This window comes from Hyphococcus aureus (assembly GCF_042643165.1).
In the GTDB taxonomy this organism is placed as follows: Bacteria; Pseudomonadota; Alphaproteobacteria; order Caulobacterales; family Parvularculaceae; genus Hyphococcus; species Hyphococcus aureus.
Map to the genome: position 1 here is coordinate 194,379 of NZ_JBHRSH010000002.1, position 15,900 is coordinate 210,278.

Annotated in this window: 24 protein-coding genes; 23 read left to right on the forward strand and 1 reads right to left on the reverse strand. The window is 58.7% G+C overall.

Features of this window, described 5'->3' with window-relative positions; all coding sequences use genetic code 11:
- The first annotated feature begins 5 nt into the window (after positions 1-5).
- From rpsQ to ACFOOP_RS14020, 23 genes are all read left to right on the forward strand, one after another.
- Positions 6-248 carry a 30S ribosomal protein S17 gene (gene rpsQ / locus ACFOOP_RS13910; protein ID WP_379881720.1) on the forward strand — a complete coding sequence of 81 codons (243 nt, stop codon included), beginning with the start codon at positions 6-8 and terminating at the stop codon, positions 246-248.
- 80 nt (positions 249-328) lie between these two features.
- Positions 329-697, forward strand: coding sequence for a 50S ribosomal protein L14 (gene rplN / locus ACFOOP_RS13915; RefSeq protein ID WP_379881721.1), 369 nt, complete (start codon positions 329-331; stop codon positions 695-697).
- Positions 697-1,011, forward strand: a complete 315-nt coding sequence (gene rplX, locus ACFOOP_RS13920) for a 50S ribosomal protein L24 (protein ID WP_379881722.1) — start codon at positions 697-699, stop codon at positions 1,009-1,011. The genes rplN and rplX overlap by 1 nt, the downstream gene beginning before the upstream one ends.
- A complete protein-coding gene (rplE, locus tag ACFOOP_RS13925; protein ID WP_379881723.1) occupies positions 1,004-1,564 on the forward strand; it encodes a 50S ribosomal protein L5 in 561 nt (186 codons plus the stop codon). The genes rplX and rplE overlap by 8 nt, the downstream gene beginning before the upstream one ends.
- A gap of 58 nt (positions 1,565-1,622) precedes the next feature.
- Positions 1,623-1,928, forward strand: a complete 306-nt coding sequence (rpsN, locus tag ACFOOP_RS13930; RefSeq protein ID WP_379881724.1) for a 30S ribosomal protein S14 — start codon at positions 1,623-1,625, stop codon at positions 1,926-1,928.
- A 16-nt stretch (positions 1,929-1,944) separates the two neighbouring features.
- A complete protein-coding gene (gene rpsH / locus ACFOOP_RS13935; RefSeq protein ID WP_379881725.1) occupies positions 1,945-2,343 on the forward strand; it encodes a 30S ribosomal protein S8 in 399 nt (132 codons plus the stop codon).
- 17 nt (positions 2,344-2,360) lie between these two features.
- The gene (rplF, locus tag ACFOOP_RS13940; protein WP_379881726.1) at positions 2,361-2,894 is read left to right on the forward strand and encodes a 50S ribosomal protein L6; all 534 of its coding nucleotides are present in this window, start codon (positions 2,361-2,363) and stop codon (positions 2,892-2,894) included.
- A gap of 24 nt (positions 2,895-2,918) precedes the next feature.
- On the forward strand, positions 2,919-3,272 hold the full coding sequence (gene rplR / locus ACFOOP_RS13945; RefSeq protein WP_379881727.1) for a 50S ribosomal protein L18: 354 nt from the start codon (positions 2,919-2,921) through the stop codon (positions 3,270-3,272).
- Positions 3,273-3,284: 12 nt separating this feature from the next.
- A complete protein-coding gene (gene rpsE, locus ACFOOP_RS13950) occupies positions 3,285-3,869 on the forward strand; it encodes a 30S ribosomal protein S5 (protein WP_379881728.1) in 585 nt (194 codons plus the stop codon).
- 11 nt (positions 3,870-3,880) lie between these two features.
- Positions 3,881-4,066, forward strand: a complete 186-nt coding sequence (gene rpmD, locus ACFOOP_RS13955) for a 50S ribosomal protein L30 (protein WP_379881729.1) — start codon at positions 3,881-3,883, stop codon at positions 4,064-4,066.
- Positions 4,067-4,164: 98 nt separating this feature from the next.
- Positions 4,165-4,644 (forward strand): 50S ribosomal protein L15, encoded by a 480-nt coding sequence (gene rplO / locus ACFOOP_RS13960; protein WP_379881730.1) that lies wholly within the window; start codon positions 4,165-4,167, stop codon positions 4,642-4,644.
- 106 nt (positions 4,645-4,750) lie between these two features.
- Positions 4,751-6,091 carry a preprotein translocase subunit SecY gene (gene secY, locus ACFOOP_RS13965; protein WP_379881731.1) on the forward strand — a complete coding sequence of 447 codons (1,341 nt, stop codon included), beginning with the start codon at positions 4,751-4,753 and terminating at the stop codon, positions 6,089-6,091.
- A complete protein-coding gene (locus ACFOOP_RS13970) occupies positions 6,088-6,678 on the forward strand; it encodes an adenylate kinase (RefSeq protein ID WP_379881732.1) in 591 nt (196 codons plus the stop codon). Before secY ends, ACFOOP_RS13970 begins: the two co-directional genes overlap by 4 nt.
- A gap of 232 nt (positions 6,679-6,910) precedes the next feature.
- Entirely contained in the window at positions 6,911-7,279 is a 369-nt protein-coding gene (gene rpsM / locus ACFOOP_RS13975) for a 30S ribosomal protein S13 (protein WP_375203156.1), read from the forward strand.
- Between the two features lie 12 nt (positions 7,280-7,291).
- Entirely contained in the window at positions 7,292-7,687 is a 396-nt protein-coding gene (rpsK, locus tag ACFOOP_RS13980) for a 30S ribosomal protein S11 (RefSeq protein ID WP_379881733.1), read from the forward strand.
- A 47-nt stretch (positions 7,688-7,734) separates the two neighbouring features.
- On the forward strand, positions 7,735-8,745 hold the full coding sequence (locus tag ACFOOP_RS13985; protein ID WP_379882898.1) for a DNA-directed RNA polymerase subunit alpha: 1,011 nt from the start codon (positions 7,735-7,737) through the stop codon (positions 8,743-8,745).
- A 39-nt stretch (positions 8,746-8,784) separates the two neighbouring features.
- Complete coding sequence (gene rplQ, locus ACFOOP_RS13990; RefSeq protein ID WP_379881734.1) at positions 8,785-9,222, forward strand: 50S ribosomal protein L17; 438 nt, start codon at positions 8,785-8,787, stop codon at positions 9,220-9,222.
- A 188-nt stretch (positions 9,223-9,410) separates the two neighbouring features.
- Positions 9,411-10,862, forward strand: a complete 1,452-nt coding sequence (locus tag ACFOOP_RS13995; RefSeq protein WP_379881735.1) for a Do family serine endopeptidase — start codon at positions 9,411-9,413, stop codon at positions 10,860-10,862.
- 7 nt (positions 10,863-10,869) lie between these two features.
- Positions 10,870-12,180 (forward strand): replication-associated recombination protein A, encoded by a 1,311-nt coding sequence (locus ACFOOP_RS14000; protein ID WP_379881736.1) that lies wholly within the window; start codon positions 10,870-10,872, stop codon positions 12,178-12,180.
- Positions 12,144-12,962 carry a sterol desaturase family protein gene (locus ACFOOP_RS14005; protein WP_379881737.1) on the forward strand — a complete coding sequence of 273 codons (819 nt, stop codon included), beginning with the start codon at positions 12,144-12,146 and terminating at the stop codon, positions 12,960-12,962. The genes ACFOOP_RS14000 and ACFOOP_RS14005 overlap by 37 nt, the downstream gene beginning before the upstream one ends.
- Positions 12,962-13,345: a fluoride efflux transporter CrcB gene (gene crcB / locus ACFOOP_RS14010; RefSeq protein WP_379881738.1), complete on the forward strand. Its 384-nt coding sequence runs from the start codon at positions 12,962-12,964 to the stop codon at positions 13,343-13,345. The genes ACFOOP_RS14005 and crcB overlap by 1 nt, the downstream gene beginning before the upstream one ends.
- Positions 13,342-14,325: an RluA family pseudouridine synthase gene (locus ACFOOP_RS14015; RefSeq protein WP_379881739.1), complete on the forward strand. Its 984-nt coding sequence runs from the start codon at positions 13,342-13,344 to the stop codon at positions 14,323-14,325. The genes crcB and ACFOOP_RS14015 overlap by 4 nt, the downstream gene beginning before the upstream one ends.
- Positions 14,322-15,035 carry an ATP12 family chaperone protein gene (locus ACFOOP_RS14020; protein WP_379881740.1) on the forward strand — a complete coding sequence of 238 codons (714 nt, stop codon included), beginning with the start codon at positions 14,322-14,324 and terminating at the stop codon, positions 15,033-15,035. The genes ACFOOP_RS14015 and ACFOOP_RS14020 overlap by 4 nt, the downstream gene beginning before the upstream one ends.
- Here the strand turns inward: ACFOOP_RS14020 and ACFOOP_RS14025 are convergent, their stop codons facing one another.
- The gene (locus tag ACFOOP_RS14025) at positions 15,036-15,812 is read right to left on the reverse strand and encodes a hypothetical protein (RefSeq protein WP_379881741.1); all 777 of its coding nucleotides are present in this window, start codon (positions 15,810-15,812) and stop codon (positions 15,036-15,038) included. It lies immediately after the preceding gene.
- Positions 15,813-15,900: the final 88 nt, after the last annotated feature.

Below are 15,900 nucleotides of genomic sequence, written 5' to 3' on the forward strand. Positions count from 1 at the left end.
AAGCAATGCCAAAACGCATTCTGCAAGGCTCCGTTGTGAGCGACAAGGGCGAGAAAACGGTCATCGTGAATGTCGAGCGTATGTTTACGCATCCGCTGTTCAAGAAAGTTGTCCGTCGTTCAAATCGTTTTCACGCTCATGACGCGGAAAACAAATACAAGGTCGGCGATCTGGTCCGCATTCAGGAATGCGCGCCGAAATCCAAGCTGAAACGCTGGGAAGTCATCGGCCTCGGAGCAAAAGGTTAAGCCCGTTCGCCCTCCTTTCGGGGAGTTGGGGCGGATGGAATGAGTGAAGCGGGCCATGAGGGCCCATCAGGAGGATCACCATGATCCAGATGCAATCAAATTTGGACGTCGCCGATAATTCCGGCGCAAAGCGCGTTCAGTGCATCAAGGTGCTTGGCGGCGCGAAACGCAGATATGCCGGCGTTGGCGACATCATCGTCGTGTCGGTAAAAGAAGCGATCCCGCGCGGCCGTGTGAAAAAAGGCCAGGTCATGAAGGCTGTGGTTGTGCGCACCGCGAAGGACATCCAGCGCAAGGACGGATCGGTGATCCGGTTTGACCGCAACGCCGCTGTTCTGATCAACAATAACAAAGAGCCGATCGGCACACGTATCTTTGGCCCGGTGACCCGCGAACTGCGCGCCGCCAAGCACATGAAGATCGTGTCGCTGGCGCCGGAGGTGCTGTAATGGCTGCGAAGATCAAAAAAGGCGACAAAGTCGTCGTGCTCGCCGGCAAGGACCGGGGCGCGGAAGGCGAAGTCGTTCAGGTCATGCCGAAAGCCGACCGTGTGGTTGTGCGCGGCATTAACCTGATCAAGAAACACCAGCGTCAGACGCCCCAGCAAGAAGGCGGGATCATCACGCGCGAAGCGTCGATCCACGTCTCCAACGTGGCGCTAAAAGATCCGTCGACAGGCAAACCAACCCGCGTCGGCTTCAAGATCGAAGATGGAAAGAAAGTGCGCGTCGCGAAAGCGTCGGGTGAGGTTATCGATGGCTGAAGCTCAATCATATGAACCGCGTCTGAAGACGCTTTATCGCGACACCATCCGCTCGAAGATGAACGACAAGTTCAAATATTCGAATGCGATGATGATGCCGTCCCTCGACAAGATCGTGATCAATATGGGCGTTGGCGACGCTGTGAACGACCGCAAGGCGGTTGATGCGGCTGTTGCGGACCTCACGCTGATCGCTGGTCAGCGGCCGGTTATCACGAAGGCCAAGAAATCCATCGCCGGTTTCAAGCTGCGCGAAGGCATGGCTGTCGGCGCGAAAGTGACGCTCCGCAAGGATCGCATGTTCGAATTTCTGGATCGTCTCATCACCATCGCGCTGCCGCGCGTGCGTGACTTCCGCGGCCTCAACGCAAAAAGCTTTGACGGACGCGGCAATTACGCGATGGGCCTGAAAGAACATATCGTTTTTCCGGAAATTGACTACGATAAAGTCGACAAGATCCGAGGCATGGACATCATCGTTTGCACGACCGCGACCAATGACGACGAGGCGCGCGAACTGCTGCGGGAATTCAACTTTCCGTTCCGGAAATAGAAAAGGCATTGGGCAGGGTCCGCGACCGACGCGGAAACCGGCTTGAGAAGGAGAAGACATGGCGAAGAAATCAATGGTCGAGCGCGATCTCAAACGCCGCCGCATGGCGAAAAAGTTTGAGTCCAAGCGCAACCGGCTGAAGGCGATCATCAGGGATCAGGACCAGTCCGGCGAGGACCGCTTCATGGCGGCTCTTCGTCTAGCTGAGCTTCCGCGCAACTCATCGAAGACGCGCATCCGCAATCGCTGCCTGGTCAGCGGCCGCCCGCGCGGTTACTACCGCAAGTTGAAGATGTCGCGCATCGCGCTGCGTCAACTGGGTTCGGCCGGGTTGATTCCGGGCCTCGTGAAATCAAGCTGGTAAGGGAGCCGAGAGAACAATGGCTATCAATGATCCTGTCGGCGATCTGATCACCCGCATCCGCAACGCGCAGATGCGCCGGCACTCGACCATGAATGTTCCGGCCTCGAAGCTGCGCGGCTGGGTTCTGGACGTGCTTGAGGCGGAAGGCTACATTCGTGGTTACAGCCGTGTCGAAAAGGACGGCGAAAAGCCGAACTTTGAAGTCGAGCTGAAATATTACGAAGGCGCTCCAGTGATCCAGAAGATCAAGCGGGTCTCCAAGCCTGGCCGCCGGGTTTATTCTTCGGTTCGCGATCTCGGGTCCGTTCGCAACGGCCTCGGAATTTCGATTGTTTCGACGCCGAAGGGCGTCATGTCAGATGCAGCTGCACGCGACGCCAATGTGGGCGGCGAAGTGCTCTGCGAAGTTTACTAAGGCTGGGAGCTAGATAAATGTCCCGCATCGGTAAAAAAGCGATCTCCGTGCCCAAGGGCGTGACCGTTACGGTCAACGGCCAGACGGTTACGGCAAAAGGTCCGAAGGGCGAGCTTGAGTTCGTCGTCAATGAGCTGTGCACGGTTGCGCTCGAAAATGACGAAATCACAGTGAAGCCGGTTGACAATTCGAAGCCTGCGCGCTCGCTCTGGGGAATGAGCCGCACCCGGATTTCGAACATGTTCGACGGTGTCGCCAATGAATTCACCAAGACGCTGGAGCTTGTGGGCGTTGGTTATCGTGCGCAGATGAAGGGCACAGCTCTTTCGCTGGCGCTTGGCTATAGCCACGACATCGATTACCCCGCGCCGGAAGGCGTCAAGCTCGCGGCGCCGAAACCGACGGAAATCATCGTTTCCGGCATCGACAAACAAAAGGTCGGACAGGCCGCCGCGGAGATCCGCGCGTTCCGTCCGCCAGAGCCTTACAAAGGCAAGGGCGTCAAATACGCTAACGAATTCATCTTCCGTAAGGAAGGCAAGAAGAAGTAACGCTTCGCTAGAGGAAATCGGGCTATGGCCGATCAAAAGAGAAAACAACAGGATTCACGGGCAGCTCGCACGCGCCGCAAGATCAAGCGCGTCTCTACAGAGCGTCCGCGCCTGTCGGTGTTCCGGTCGTCGAAAAACATTTCGGCGCAGATCATCGACGATGTGCAGGGCAAGACCCTCGCATCCGCAACTTCGCTGGAGAAAGACTTCGGCAAGGGATCTGATAAGGATTCAGCGGCGAAAGTGGGTAAAGCCCTCGCTGATCGCGCGGTGAAAGCCGGCGTCAAGGAAGTCGTGTTTGATCGCGGCGGCTATATGTTTCACGGTCGGGTCAAAGCGCTTGCGGAAGCCGCGCGCGAAGCCGGCCTTAAATTCTAGGGAGTTTGAAAGATGGCGCGTGAAGAAGGACGTGGCCGCGGCCGTGGACAAGGCAGAGGCCGGGGCGAACGCGAAGAACGCGATGAGTTCGTCGACAAGCTAGTCGCCATCAATCGCGTGGCGAAGGTGGTGAAGGGCGGCAAAAACTTCGGTTTCGCCGCGCTCGTCGTCGTTGGTGATCAGAAAGGCCGCGTCGGTTTTGGCAAGGGCAAAGCCCGCGAAGTGCCGGAAGCGATCCGCAAGGCCACCCAGGAAGCCAAGCGCAATCTCGTGCGCGTGCCGCTTCGCGAAGGCCGCACTCTGCATCATGACGCATCGGGCCGCTGGGGCGCCGGTAAAGTTGTGTTGCGTTCAGCGCCTCCGGGCACCGGCATCATCGCCGGCGGTCCGATGCGCGCGATCTTCGAAACGCTGGGTGTTCAGGACGTTGTCGCCAAATCTCTCGGTTCCTCGAACCCTTACAACATGGTGCGCGCGACGGTGAATGCGCTCCAGAACCAGCAAAGCCCACGGACCATGGCCGCCAAGCGCGGTAAAAAGGTTTCCGATATTCTCCCCGCTCGCGGCGCCGCCGCTGAAGCGGCTGACGCCGCGTAAAGGAATTCGTCATGGCGAAAAAAATGTTGAAAGTGCGCCAGACCGGCAGCCCGATCCGCCGTCCGCAAGATCAACGCGCGACGCTGGTCGGCCTCGGTCTGAACAAGATCGGCCGCGAGCGCGAGCTCGAGGACACGCCGTCTGTGCGCGGCATGATCCGCAAGGTTTCCCATCTCGTTGAGGTGGTGGAAGACTAAACCGGCGGGCCATAGCGCCCCGTCATTTTGTCGCCTAGAGAGGCGATCAGGCGAGGCGGCGGTTCATGGAAATCGCTGTCGCAAGTCGAGGTAAGAAAATGAAACTCAATCAGCTTTCCGACAATAAAGGCGCGCGCAAGTCGCGCATTCGCGTTGGCCGCGGTATCGGCTCCGGCAAGGGCAAGACCGGCGGGCGCGGCGTAAAGGGTCAGAAATCACGCTCGGGTGTCTCGGGCATTCGCGCCTATGAAGGCGGCCAGATGCCGCTTTACATGCGCCTGCCGAAGCGCGGCTTTAACAAACCGAACCGCGCCGCTTTTGTCGAAGTGAACATCGGCCGTCTTCAGACTGCTGTAGACGCCGGCAAACTTGATGCAGGCAAAACAATCGATGTCGCCGCGCTCGTTGAGGCGGGCGTTGTGCGCCGCGCCAAGAACGGCGTCCGGCTGCTCGGCGTCGGTGAACTCAAATCCAAGCTCGATCTTGTGGTCGCCCACGCTTCGGCTGGGGCGAAAGCCGCGGTCGAAAAGGCTGGCGGCTCGGTCACGCTGGTCCAGGGCGAAGCCAAGGGCGAGTAGGGTGTTGACCCGGGGGTTGCGGGCGCCGTCCGCAATCGCCACATGGCCCGAACGCATTTCGCGTGAGGGGCCGCCCAAAAGGGCAAGCTGAACAGGTGACAGGCTGATGACTTCTGCAGCGGAACAGTTCGCGTCGAACATCAATCTCGCGTCTTTTGCGAAAGCGGAAGAACTGAAGAAGCGTTTGCTGTTCACGCTCGGCGCGCTGATTGTCTACCGCCTCGGCACATTCGTGCCGATCCCGGGCATTGACCCGATCGCCTTCAGTCAGGGGTTCCAGAGCCAGCAGGGTGGCCTGCTTGGCACGCTGAACATTTTCGCTGGCGGCGCGGTTGAGCGTATGGCGATCTTCGCCCTGAACATCATGCCCTACATCTCGGCCTCGATCATCATGCAGCTGATGTCTGCTGTGATCCCGTCGCTTGAGAAGGTCAAGAAAGAGGGTGAGCAGGGCCGTCGCCAGATTAACCAGTACACCCGCTATCTGACGGTCTTTCTGGCCACCATGCAGGGTTATTTCATCGCGGTCAGTCTTCAGAGCCAGGCCGGAACGGTGATCAATCCGGGGCCGTACTTCCTGATTACGACGACCGTCACCCTGGTGGGCGGCGTGATGTTCCTTCTCTGGCTTGGCGAGCAGATTACTGCGCGCGGCGTCGGCAATGGCGTGTCGCTGATTATTTTCGCCGGGATCGTGGCGGAGCTGCCGCGGGTTGTGGCCTCGCTGCTTGACCAGGGCCGGGCGGGCGGCGGCATCGGCGGCGGCGCAATCCTCGTTATCGCGGCCCTGGCGCTCGGGCTTATCGCCTTTGTGGTCTTCATGGAGCGCTCCCAGCGCCGGATTCTGGTCCAGTATCCGCGTCGCCAGGTTGGTCAGCGCATGACGCAAGGGGAAAAATCCCACCTTCCGCTGAAAATCAACGTATCGGGCGTCATTCCGCCGATTTTCGCTTCATCTCTGCTGCTGCTGCCGGCGACGGCCGCTGGCGCTGTGGGCGATGGTTCGCCGCAATGGCTGCAGGACCTTACCTTTCTGTTTGCGCCCGGCAAGCCGCTCTACATCGCCTTTTACGCCACGCTGATCATCGTTTTCACGTTCATCTACACTTCAGTGGTCTTCAACGTCGAAGAAGTGGCGGATAACCTCAAGAAATATGGCGGTTTCGTACAGGGCTATCGCCCGGGGCCGCGCACGGCGGAGTATCTAGATTTCGTGCTGACCCGTCTTACGGTGCTTGGCGCCATGTATCTGACCGCGGTCTGTATTTTCCCGGAAATCCTGAAATCCGCTTATGGTCAGTCGATCCCGGTCTATATTGGCGGTACGTCGCTGCTGATCGTCGTTTCCGTGACCCTCGACACGGTCGGTCAGATCCAGGGCCACCTTGTCGCCCAGCAATATGAAGCGCTGATCAAGAAATCGAAGCTGCGCGGGGGGAGACGATGATCGTAATTTTCCTCGGCCCTCCGGGCGCCGGAAAAGGCACCCAGGCCGCTCATATCGTTGAGCGTTACGGCATTCCCCAACTCTCGACCGGTGATATGCTTCGTGCGGCTGTCGCGGCGAAAAGCCCTGTAGGCCTCAAAGCGAAGGCGATCATGGACGCCGGCAACCTCGTTTCCGACGATATCGTCGCCGCGATCATCGAGGAGCGCATCGAGGCTGATGACTGTGCTCCTGGTTTTCTGCTGGACGGCTTCCCGCGGACCATCCCGCAGGCCGAGATGCTGGACGCGATCCTCACCAAAAAGGAGCGGGCGGTCGACGCCGTTGTGGAACTCCGGGTGGACGAGGCGGCGCTGATCGACCGGCTTCGAAACCGCATTAAGGAAACCAAGGCCAGGGGCGAGGAAGTCCGGGCCGATGACAATGAAGAGACCTTCGCGAAACGGCTTGATGTCTATCGCGAACAGACGGCGCCGCTGATCCCTTACTATGAGGGGCAGGGCAAATTGCGCGCTGTGGACGGCATGCAGACGGTCGAGGCCGTCTCTGCCGCCATTGACGCGATATTGGACCAAATTCAGGGCTGAAATAGCTTTGAAAAGCGGTTGACGGAGGGTGGCGCGTAGGCCTATCAACGCGCTCTCCGTCAGAAGGAGTACCGCCCGCCCGGCAGGGGTTGACCCCTATTCGCCGTCGCGGGTGTTGTTGCTTGGAAACAGGCGGCGTTTTGAGTGCGTAAGAGGCGGGTCCGAATGGACCTTTAAAATGGTTGGCCCGGCCAAGGGAAAAGGGGCGAGATGAAAAAGAAGGAAACAACCTGTGGCTCGTATAGCAGGCGTTAACATTCCGACGAACAAGCGCGTCACCATTGCACTGCGCTATATTCACGGTATCGGTCCGGCGAAAGCCGCTGAAATTTGCGAAAAGGTTGGCATCGCGCCTGAGCGCCGCGTCAACGAACTGTCGGACTCTGAAGTCCTGCAGATCCGTGAAACCATCGACAGCGATTATATGGTCGAGGGCGATCTTCGCCGCGACGTCGCTGTGAACATCAAGCGCCTCATGGATCAAGGTTGCTATCGCGGTCTGCGCCATCGTCGCGGCCTGCCGGTTCGCGGCCAGCGCACACACACCAACGCCCGCACGCGCAAGGGCCCCGCGAAACCGATCGCCGGCAAGAAGAAGTAAGGATACGCAACAATGGCGAAGCAAGCAGCTGGAACGCGCGTTAAACGCCGGGAACGCAAAAACATCTCCACGGGCGTTGTTCATGTGAACGCGTCTTTCAACAACACCATGGTCACGATTGCGGACGAGCAGGGCAACACGATTTCCTGGTCTTCGGCAGGCGGCATGGGCTTTAAAGGCTCGCGCAAGTCGACCCCTTATGCGGCGCAGCTCGCGGCTGAAGACGCCGCAAAAAAAGCCATGGACCATGGCCTTCAGACCGTCAGCGTTTCCGTGCGCGGTCCGGGCTCAGGACGGGAAAGCGCGCTTCGCGCCCTCCAGTCCGCCGGCCTTACGGTCACTGTTATTCATGACGTCACGCCGATCCCCCATAATGGCTGCCGTCCCCGCAAGCGCCGCCGCGTTTAATCACGATACGGAATAAAGAGAGCGATCCACCTATGGATACGACGAACATCCTCGAAAAAAACTGGCTTGAGCTGATCCGCCCGACGAAACTGGAAGTTTCGCCAGGCGGCGACGCTAACCGCAAGGCGTCTATTATCGCCCAACCGCTGGAGCGTGGCTTTGGTCTGACGCTTGGCAACTCCCTGCGCCGTATTCTCATGTCGTCGCTGCAAGGCGCGGCCGTGACGTCGATCCAGATCGACGGCGTCGTCCACGAATTCTCGTCCATTCCGGGCGTGCGCGAGGACGTGACGGACATTGTTCTCAATGTGAAGCAGCTGGCGCTGCGCATGCATGCGGACGGGCCGAAGCGTCTCGTTCTCAAGAAATCGACGCCGGGTCCGGTGACGGCTGGCGACATTGAGGAAACCTCTGCGGTTGAAATCCTCAACAAGAATCATGTGATCTGCCATCTCGATCAGGGCGCAAATCTGCGCATCGAGATGACGGTCAACACCGGCAAGGGCTACGCCCCGGCCGAAGCGAACCGTCCGGAAGACGCGCCGATTGGCCTCATCCCGGTCGACAGCCTTTATTCGCCCGTGAGCCGCGTCGCCTATCGCGTCGAGAACACCCGCGAAGGCCAGGTTCTCGACTATGACAAATTGATCATGGACGTTGAAACTGACGGCTCCTTGTCGCCTGACGATGCGGTTGCTTACGCTGCGCGCATTCTTCAGGACCAGCTGCAGATCTTCATCAATTTCGACGAGCCGACGAAAGACATGGGCGGCGACGCCCGCGAAGAGCTTCCGTTCAACCCGGCGCTTCTGCGCAAGGTTGACGAGCTTGAGCTTTCAGTGCGTTCGGCGAACTGCCTCAAGAACGACAATATCGTCTATATTGGCGATCTCATCCAGAAGACCGAAGCGGAAATGCTCCGTACGCCGAATTTCGGCCGCAAGTCGCTGAACGAGATCAAGGAAGTGCTGGCGGGCCTCGGTCTTCACCTCGGCATGGACGTGCCCGATTGGCCGCCTGAAAATATCGAAGAACTCGCGAAAAAATTTGACGAATAACCAAGACCGGCGGGACGTCGGCCTCTAGGAGAAAAAGCCATGCGACACGGGATGGCGCTGAGAAAACTGAACCGGACCCACGAACACCGCAAAGCGATGTTTGCGAACATGTCCTGTGCACTGATCAAACATGAGCAGATCACGACGACATTGCCGAAAGCCAAAGAGCTTCGCCCTATCGTAGAGAAGCTCGTGACCAAGGCGAAACACGCGGCCAAGAATGAAAGCCAGTCGTTGCATCTGCGCCGTCAGGTGATTTCGTCGATCCGCGACAAGGATATGACGAAGAAGCTGTTCGAAACGATCGGCCCACGTTACGCCGAACGCGATGGCGGCTACATCCGCATCATGAAGGCCGGCTTCCGCTATGGCGACAATGCGCCGCTCGCGGTCATTGAATTTGTTGATCGCGACGAAGACGCCAAGGGGCAGGATTCAGGCCCGGTCATCGGTGTCGATGCTGACGACGACGAATAGGCTTTTGGCTATTCAGTGAGATTTCAAGGCGGCCTTCGGGCCGCCTTTTTCTTTGATCCCTGACCCGGTGCTTGATTGCGCGAACTCAATGGCCATCTAACGGTTCCGCTACGCCTTTGCCTTGATCCGGGGCCCGTTGTAAGGAAGCGGGGTCTAACAGAACCCATCCCCGCACAGAGGTTTGTTCTATGAAATTGCGCATCACCTCCTTTTTCGTACTCCTGATTTTCGCCAACGCCGCCTGCGCCCAGCCGGCTCCCGAAGCCGCAGGGCCGCCGCCAGGGCAAGCGGAAGGCGAAATGGCCGGTGAGGCGATCGCCCAGGCGCCGCGGGTCGTGCCGCATTCCATGGAAGATGTGAAAATGTCTTTCGCGCCGGTTGTGGAGCGCGCCGCGCCCGCCGTGGTCAATGTCTACACCAAGCGCGTCGTGCAACAGCGCAGTCCCTTTGCAGGCGATCCGTTCTTTGAGCGGTTTTTCGGCGGCGGCGGTCTGCGCGAACAGAACTCTTTGGGCTCCGGCGTCATCGTTAGTCCTGACGGCGTCGTTGTCACCAATAATCATGTCATCGAAGGCATGACCGAGATCAAGGTTGTCCTGAATGATCGCCGCGAGTTCGCAGCCGAACTCGTGCTCGCCGATGCGCAGACGGACCTTGCCGTGTTGCGTATCGACCCGGAAGAGCCGCTGCCGTATCTCACCTTCGCCAATTCGGACTCCATCCATGTTGGCGATGTAGTTCTTGCCATCGGTAATCCGTTCGGCGTCGGCCAGACGGTCACGAGCGGCATCATCTCCGCGCTGGCGCGCACGGCGGTGTCGATTTCCGATTATCAGTTCTTCATCCAGACCGATGCGGCGATCAATCCGGGCAATTCCGGCGGGGCGCTGATCGATATTGACGGTCGCGTGGTGGGCATCAATTCGGCGATCTATTCGCGTTCAGGCGGCTCCAACGGCATTGGCTTCGCGATCCCCTCGCGCCTTGTGCAACAGGTGATCAAGTCGGCGATCTCCGGCACGGCGCTGGTGCGTCCATGGATCGGCGCCTCGTCGAGCACGGTGACGGCGGACATGGCGAAAGCGTTGAAGCTTGACCGTCCCGCGGGCGCCATTGTCGACGACACCTGGGAGAAAGGTCCGGCGGAACTTGCCGGCATTCAGGCGGGCGATGTCATTATCGAAGTTGACGGCCAGCCTGTTTACGATGCGCAGACCCTGCAATACCGGATCGGCGTCAATAATGACGGCGACAGCGCCAATCTGGTTTTCGTGCGGGGCGGCAAAACGCGCAACGCCACGGTGAAGCTCACCCTGCCGCCTGAAACGCCGGCGCGTGACACGCGCGCGCTTGAAGGCAACCACCCCCTGAACGGCGTCACGGTGGACAATCTGTCACCGCGCTTTTCCGAAGAGCTTGGCCTTGATCCGCTTTCCAAGGGCGTAGTCGTCTCCGTCGTGGAGTCGCGCTCTTTTGCGGCGCGCCGCGGCTTGCGTCCGGGGCACAAGATTGTCTCGGTCAATGGCCGCCATGTGAACACCGCTGCGGAGCTTGAGCGCGAGATAAACAAGCCTGCGCAAAGCTGGGAGCTGGAAGTCGACACCGGCGGGCGGATCGTGCCCTGGCGGGTGGGCAGATAGGACCGGCATGAGCGATCTCTTTGGCGCGGCGGGACTTGAAAAGGAAGCGCCGCGTCCGCTTGCGGACAGACTGCGCCCGAAAACGCTCGCCGAGGTCGTAGGGCAGGATCATCTGCTGGCGAAGGGCGCGCCTTTGCGCCGGATGCTGGATGCAGGGCGTCTGTCGTCGCTCGTGCTTTGGGGGCCGCCCGGCGTCGGCAAGACCACGATTGCGCGCTTGCTGGCGAAAGACGCCAAGCTGGAATTCGAGCAGATTTCGGCGATTTTTTCCGGTGTCGCAGACCTGCGTAAAGTTTTCGAACGCGCCAAGGCCCGGCGGTCGGAAGGGAAGGGGACGCTCCTTTTCGTTGACGAGATCCATCGCTTCAACAAGGCGCAGCAGGACAGTTTCCTGCCGAATGTTGAAGCGGGCGTCATCACGCTCGTCGGCGCCACGACGGAAAACCCTTCATTCGAACTGAACGCCGCGTTGTTGTCGCGTGCACAGGTTTTTACGCTCAACCGCCTTGATGATGCGGCCTTGGAGCTGCTTCTCAAAAGGGCTGAAAAAGAGGAAGGCCGAGATCTTCCGTTGACGGATAAAGCGCGCGAACTGATGCGCAATATGGCGGACGGCGACGGCCGCTTCATGCTCAATCTCGCCGAGGAAATTTTCGCTGAACCCGAAGGTCGAAAACCCATAGAGCCCAAAGAACTTGGCGAGATCGTCCAGCGCCGGGCGCCGGTGTATGACAAGAGCGATGAGTCCCATTATAACCTCGCCAGTGCGCTCCAGAAATCCATTCGCGGCTCGGATGTCGACGCTGCGCTCTATTGGGCTGCGCGCATGGTCGTGGGCGGCGAAGATCCGAAATTCATTTTCCGCCGACTAATCGTTGTGGCGTCGGAGGATGTGGGCAACGCTGATCCGCAGGCCCTGCCGCTCGCCATCGCCGCGAAGGAAGCATATGAGTTTCTCGGCCAACCCGAAGGTGAAATCGCGCTTGGCCAGCTTGTGACCTATCTCGCGACAGCCCCGAAATCGAACCGCGCCTATGTCGCTTTTCATAATGCGAAAGCGGCCGCCAAAGAGACTGGCTCCCTGATGCCGCCTATGCACGCCGTGAATGCGCCGACAAAGCTCATGAAAGAGCTCGGCTATCATAAGGGTTATGAATACGACCATGATGTTGACGGCGGCTTTGCGGGGCTCAGCTATTTTCCGGAAGCAATGCCGCGTCAGAAATTCTATGAGCCCACGCAATACGGTTTTGACAAGGAAATCGCCAAGAGGCTTGAATATTGGGATCGCAAAAGGCGGGAGAAATCCGGTTCCTGATGCAGGCGATTGAGTCTTTTGTCACGGCCGCCGGCGGCGTGAAACCGCTGGTCGGCGGAGCGGTTTTTGCGCTCCTGTTTATCGGTGAGCGTCTCGCCGCCGCGGCACCGCGTCCGAAGACGAAACATAGAATGATCCACAATCTCGGTCTATGGGGCATTGTGCTAGTCCTGTCGCCGCTCATCATCGCGCCGCTGACCGCCTTCGGCGCCAATCACCTGTTATGGGAGCGGCCTGAAACTCTGCGCTTCGGCGCACTCATCCTTATCGCCGACATTATCCTTCTCGATCTGTGGACCTATTGGATGCACCGCGCCTGGCACCGTGTGCCGCTTATGTGGCGTTTTCATCAGATCCATCATTTCGACGAGTTTCTCGATACGACCAGCGCTTTTCGCTTTCATATTGGCGAGGTGATGATCTCGGCGCTGTTGCGCCTGATCCCGATTGCGCTTCTCGCAATCCCCTTTACCCATGTCATCGCCTTCGAAACGGTGTTCATCTGCACGGTGATGTTTCACCATTCCAATCTGAGGCTGCCGGCCGGTTTTGAGCGGACGCTGTCGCGGATCATGGTCACCCCGTCGATCCACTGGGTGCACCATCACGCGGTCATGAAGGACACCCATTCCAATTACGCCTCGATCTTGAGCCTATGGGACCCGCTATTTGCGTCACGGAGTTCGGCGTCACGCACCCCTGAGATGAAAATCGGTCTTGAATCCATTGAAGATAAACCGCTTTTGCGGCTAATCCTGACGCCATTCATGAGGAGAGGCTGATGGGCCCACATATCTGGCTGGCGGTAGCGGCGGGCGGCGCCGTTGGAGCGATGGCGCGCCATGCGGTGTCGCGCACGGCAATGCATCTTTTGGGGCCAAATTTCCCGTGGGGAACGCTTGTGGCGAACATCATGGGCTCCTTCGTCATGGGGCTGATTATTGTCTGGCTAGCGCACCGAGAACCGGTGAGTCCCGCCTTGCGAGTTTTTCTGACGGTCGGCCTGCTCGGCGCCTTTACAACCTTTTCGACATTTTCCCTTGATGTCGTGACCCTCTATCGCGACCGCACCATTGTGATTGCGGGCGCCTATCTTCTTGCTTCTGTCATTTTATCCGTATCCGCCCTTTTGGGTGGCCTGGCCATAGGGCGGCAATTCACATGAGCGGCGTTCAGACACGTAAAGTCAAAGCCGATGAAGAAGGCATGCGTCTTGACCGTTGGTTTAAGGCGCATTTCCCGCAAGTGCGCCACGGCGAGCTGGAAAAATATCTGCGCAAAGGCCAGGTCCGGGTCGCCGGCGGCCGCGTGAAAGCAAACCGGCGGCTGGAGACGGGTGAGGAAATCCGCATTCCACCGCTCTCCAATGCGCCCACCGAAAAAAAGCCGAGGCAACCAAATAAAACGGATGCAGAAGCCGTGCGCCGGCTGATCATTTTTGAAGATGATGAGATCATGGCGTTGAACAAACCTTTCGGGCTTGCAGTGCAGGGCGGCTCGAAAACGAAAGAACATCTCGACGGCATGCTGGCGGCGCTGGAGAAAAACGGCGAGCGCCCGCGCCTCGTTCACCGCCTCGATAAAGATACCGGCGGATTGATGATCGTCGCCAAAACCCGTCAGGCGGCGCAGCGGCTCGGCGACGCCTTCAAGGGTCATGATGTGGAGAAGACCTATTGGGCGCTAGTCGCCGGCGCCCCGCGCCCCTATGAGGGCACGATTGACATGCCCATCGCCAAGAAAATGGTGCGGATCGGTGAAGGCGAGGAAGAGCGCGTTATTCCGGCCGAAGGCGAGGACGCCAAAAAAGCCATTACCGACTACCAGATCATTGAAGAGGCGGGGACGGTTTCGTTTCTCGCCATGCGTCCTGTCACCGGCCGAACCCATCAGCTCCGCGTTCATGCGGCGGCCATTGGATGCCCCATTATCGGCGACGGCAAATATGGCGGGCCTTCGGCTAAAATCGAAGGCGTCTCGCCGCAACTCCATCTTTTCTGCCGCTCCATGACCTTTCCGCATCCGAAGACTGGACGGAATATGACGCTCTCGGCGCCGCTTCAAGGACACATGCTGGAGACGTGGAAGTTCTTTTGCTTTGGTAAGAACGCGAAAGTTGAATGGCCGGAGGATTTGCATTCGTGAGCGAAACCGTCCGCCCCAAAAGGTTTTACAAAGAGGTTACTGTCGTCGATCATGAAGGCCGCCACGCAATTGCGCTGGATGGACGAATGGCGAAAACGATGGGCCGCAATGTGCTGTCAGCGCCCGGCCTGGCGTTGGCGAACGCTGTCGTTGCGGAGTGGGCGGGGCAGGGCGAGCATATTGAGCGCGCAACCATGCCGCTAACGGGTCTTTTATCTGCATCCATCGATGGAAGCGAAGCTGACGTCGAACACTGGCGTGAAGAGATCGTGAAATATCTGGGCTCTGATCTCGTTTGCTACCGCGCCGGAGAGCCGGAAAAACTGGCCGTCCGGCAGGCGGCGGTCTGGGACCCTTATGTGGAGTTCCTGCGAGTGGAATTCGGCGCCATATTGGTGACGACTTCGGGAATTATGGCTGTGCCTCAGGCGGATGCGTCTTCGACGGCCGTGCGAAGCGCATTGACGAAAGTCTCACCGGAAACTTTATTTGCCCTGCAAATTGCGACGGCGATCGCCGGGTCCGCTGTGCTCGCGCTGGCGCTCTGGAAAGAGCTTGATGACGCTGAGACGATTTTCGAAGCGTCGCGTGTGGACGAGCGCTTTCAGGAAGAGCAATGGGGCGTCGATGAGGAAGCCAAAGCGAGAGAAGAGCGGCTCAAAGCTGATTTTCTCACCGTGGCGAGGTTTTTGGCCCTGCTGAAAAGCTGATTACATGTCCAGCGTCTCGCCGCGATTGAGTGCGCGGAACCGCATCAGCTCATCGCCGGTCAACACGGTGTCTTTGTCAGCGTCCATGGAATCAAAATCGAGTAAATACTCGCGGATGTAATCCTGCAAACTCATGGATTCCGATGCGCCGGCCATGAACGCAAATTTTTCGCGCGCATAGGCTTCGGTCTGCATTTGCGCAGCTGATGGATCGAGCTCCTCAAGGAAGGCGTCATATTGGCGTTGGCGCGCAATTTCTTCCGTAGGCGCATCGGCGATGCGGGCGTCGTTTTTGCGCCAGCTATCGACCAGACTTGCAAATTCCTGTGCTGTCATGGCTTCGTCACGATCAGTATCAGCGACGATAAAATCCAGCTTGGCTTCCTCGAACGCTTCGGTGCGCGTCAACGCCTCGCCGTCAAAAGCGGCTTTCAATTGCTCAAGCGTCGTCTGTTTGGCTTCGGTTTCACGATAGGGCATATCGCGTGAAAAAGTGACGGTGCGTTTGTCGGTCTCGACCACTTCGCCGTTAATGGTGCGCTTCAGTGTGAAGGTCTGTTTCAGCTGCTGGCTCGAATTCAGCATATCGGCCATTTCGTCGGGATTGACTTCGACGGTCTCTTCCGCCGCTTCGCCTTGCGCGGCTTCGGCGCCATCAACAGGCATTGCGACGGCTTCAGGCATGTCTGCGGGGGGTGTTGTCTCCTCCTGCGCGAGCGCCGGAAAAGCCAGAAGAGAAAAGCCCGCGAGCAAAGCTGAAACCCGTGTTGCCGCCATGATAAACGCCTCCATAAATCGCTTGATCCAATGTAACACCACAGAGAGTAAAATGTCCGCAAACCCGAAGGGTTTTTCCGGTAAAATT

Excerpts from the sequence above, each read along its gene's own strand:
- rplO (WP_379881730.1), top strand. The coding sequence starts at position 4,165 with ATGAAACTCAATCAGCTTTCCGACAATAAAGGCGCGCGCAAGTCGCGC.
- ACFOOP_RS14000 (WP_379881736.1), top strand. The coding sequence starts at position 10,870 with ATGAGCGATCTCTTTGGCGCGGCGGGACTTGAAAAGGAAGCGCCGCGT.
- rplQ (WP_379881734.1), top strand. The coding sequence starts at position 8,785 with ATGCGACACGGGATGGCGCTGAGAAAACTGAACCGGACCCACGAACAC.
- crcB (WP_379881738.1), top strand. The coding sequence starts at position 12,962 with ATGGGCCCACATATCTGGCTGGCGGTAGCGGCGGGCGGCGCCGTTGGA.
- rplF (WP_379881726.1), top strand. The coding sequence starts at position 2,361 with ATGTCCCGCATCGGTAAAAAAGCGATCTCCGTGCCCAAGGGCGTGACC.
- rpsN (WP_379881724.1), top strand. The coding sequence starts at position 1,623 with ATGGCGAAGAAATCAATGGTCGAGCGCGATCTCAAACGCCGCCGCATG.
- rplE (WP_379881723.1), top strand. The coding sequence starts at position 1,004 with ATGGCTGAAGCTCAATCATATGAACCGCGTCTGAAGACGCTTTATCGC.
- ACFOOP_RS14025 (WP_379881741.1), bottom strand. The coding sequence starts at position 15,812 with ATGGCGGCAACACGGGTTTCAGCTTTGCTCGCGGGCTTTTCTCTTCTG.
- rpsK (WP_379881733.1), top strand. The coding sequence starts at position 7,292 with ATGGCGAAGCAAGCAGCTGGAACGCGCGTTAAACGCCGGGAACGCAAA.
- secY (WP_379881731.1), top strand. The coding sequence starts at position 4,751 with ATGACTTCTGCAGCGGAACAGTTCGCGTCGAACATCAATCTCGCGTCT.
- rplR (WP_379881727.1), top strand. The coding sequence starts at position 2,919 with ATGGCCGATCAAAAGAGAAAACAACAGGATTCACGGGCAGCTCGCACG.
- rplN (WP_379881721.1), top strand. The coding sequence starts at position 329 with ATGATCCAGATGCAATCAAATTTGGACGTCGCCGATAATTCCGGCGCA.
- rpsE (WP_379881728.1), top strand. The coding sequence starts at position 3,285 with ATGGCGCGTGAAGAAGGACGTGGCCGCGGCCGTGGACAAGGCAGAGGC.
- rplX (WP_379881722.1), top strand. The coding sequence starts at position 697 with ATGGCTGCGAAGATCAAAAAAGGCGACAAAGTCGTCGTGCTCGCCGGC.
- rpsH (WP_379881725.1), top strand. The coding sequence starts at position 1,945 with ATGGCTATCAATGATCCTGTCGGCGATCTGATCACCCGCATCCGCAAC.
- rpsQ (WP_379881720.1), top strand. The coding sequence starts at position 6 with ATGCCAAAACGCATTCTGCAAGGCTCCGTTGTGAGCGACAAGGGCGAG.
- ACFOOP_RS13970 (WP_379881732.1), top strand. The coding sequence starts at position 6,088 with ATGATCGTAATTTTCCTCGGCCCTCCGGGCGCCGGAAAAGGCACCCAG.
- rpmD (WP_379881729.1), top strand. The coding sequence starts at position 3,881 with ATGGCGAAAAAAATGTTGAAAGTGCGCCAGACCGGCAGCCCGATCCGC.
- ACFOOP_RS13995 (WP_379881735.1), top strand. The coding sequence starts at position 9,411 with ATGAAATTGCGCATCACCTCCTTTTTCGTACTCCTGATTTTCGCCAAC.
- ACFOOP_RS14015 (WP_379881739.1), top strand. The coding sequence starts at position 13,342 with ATGAGCGGCGTTCAGACACGTAAAGTCAAAGCCGATGAAGAAGGCATG.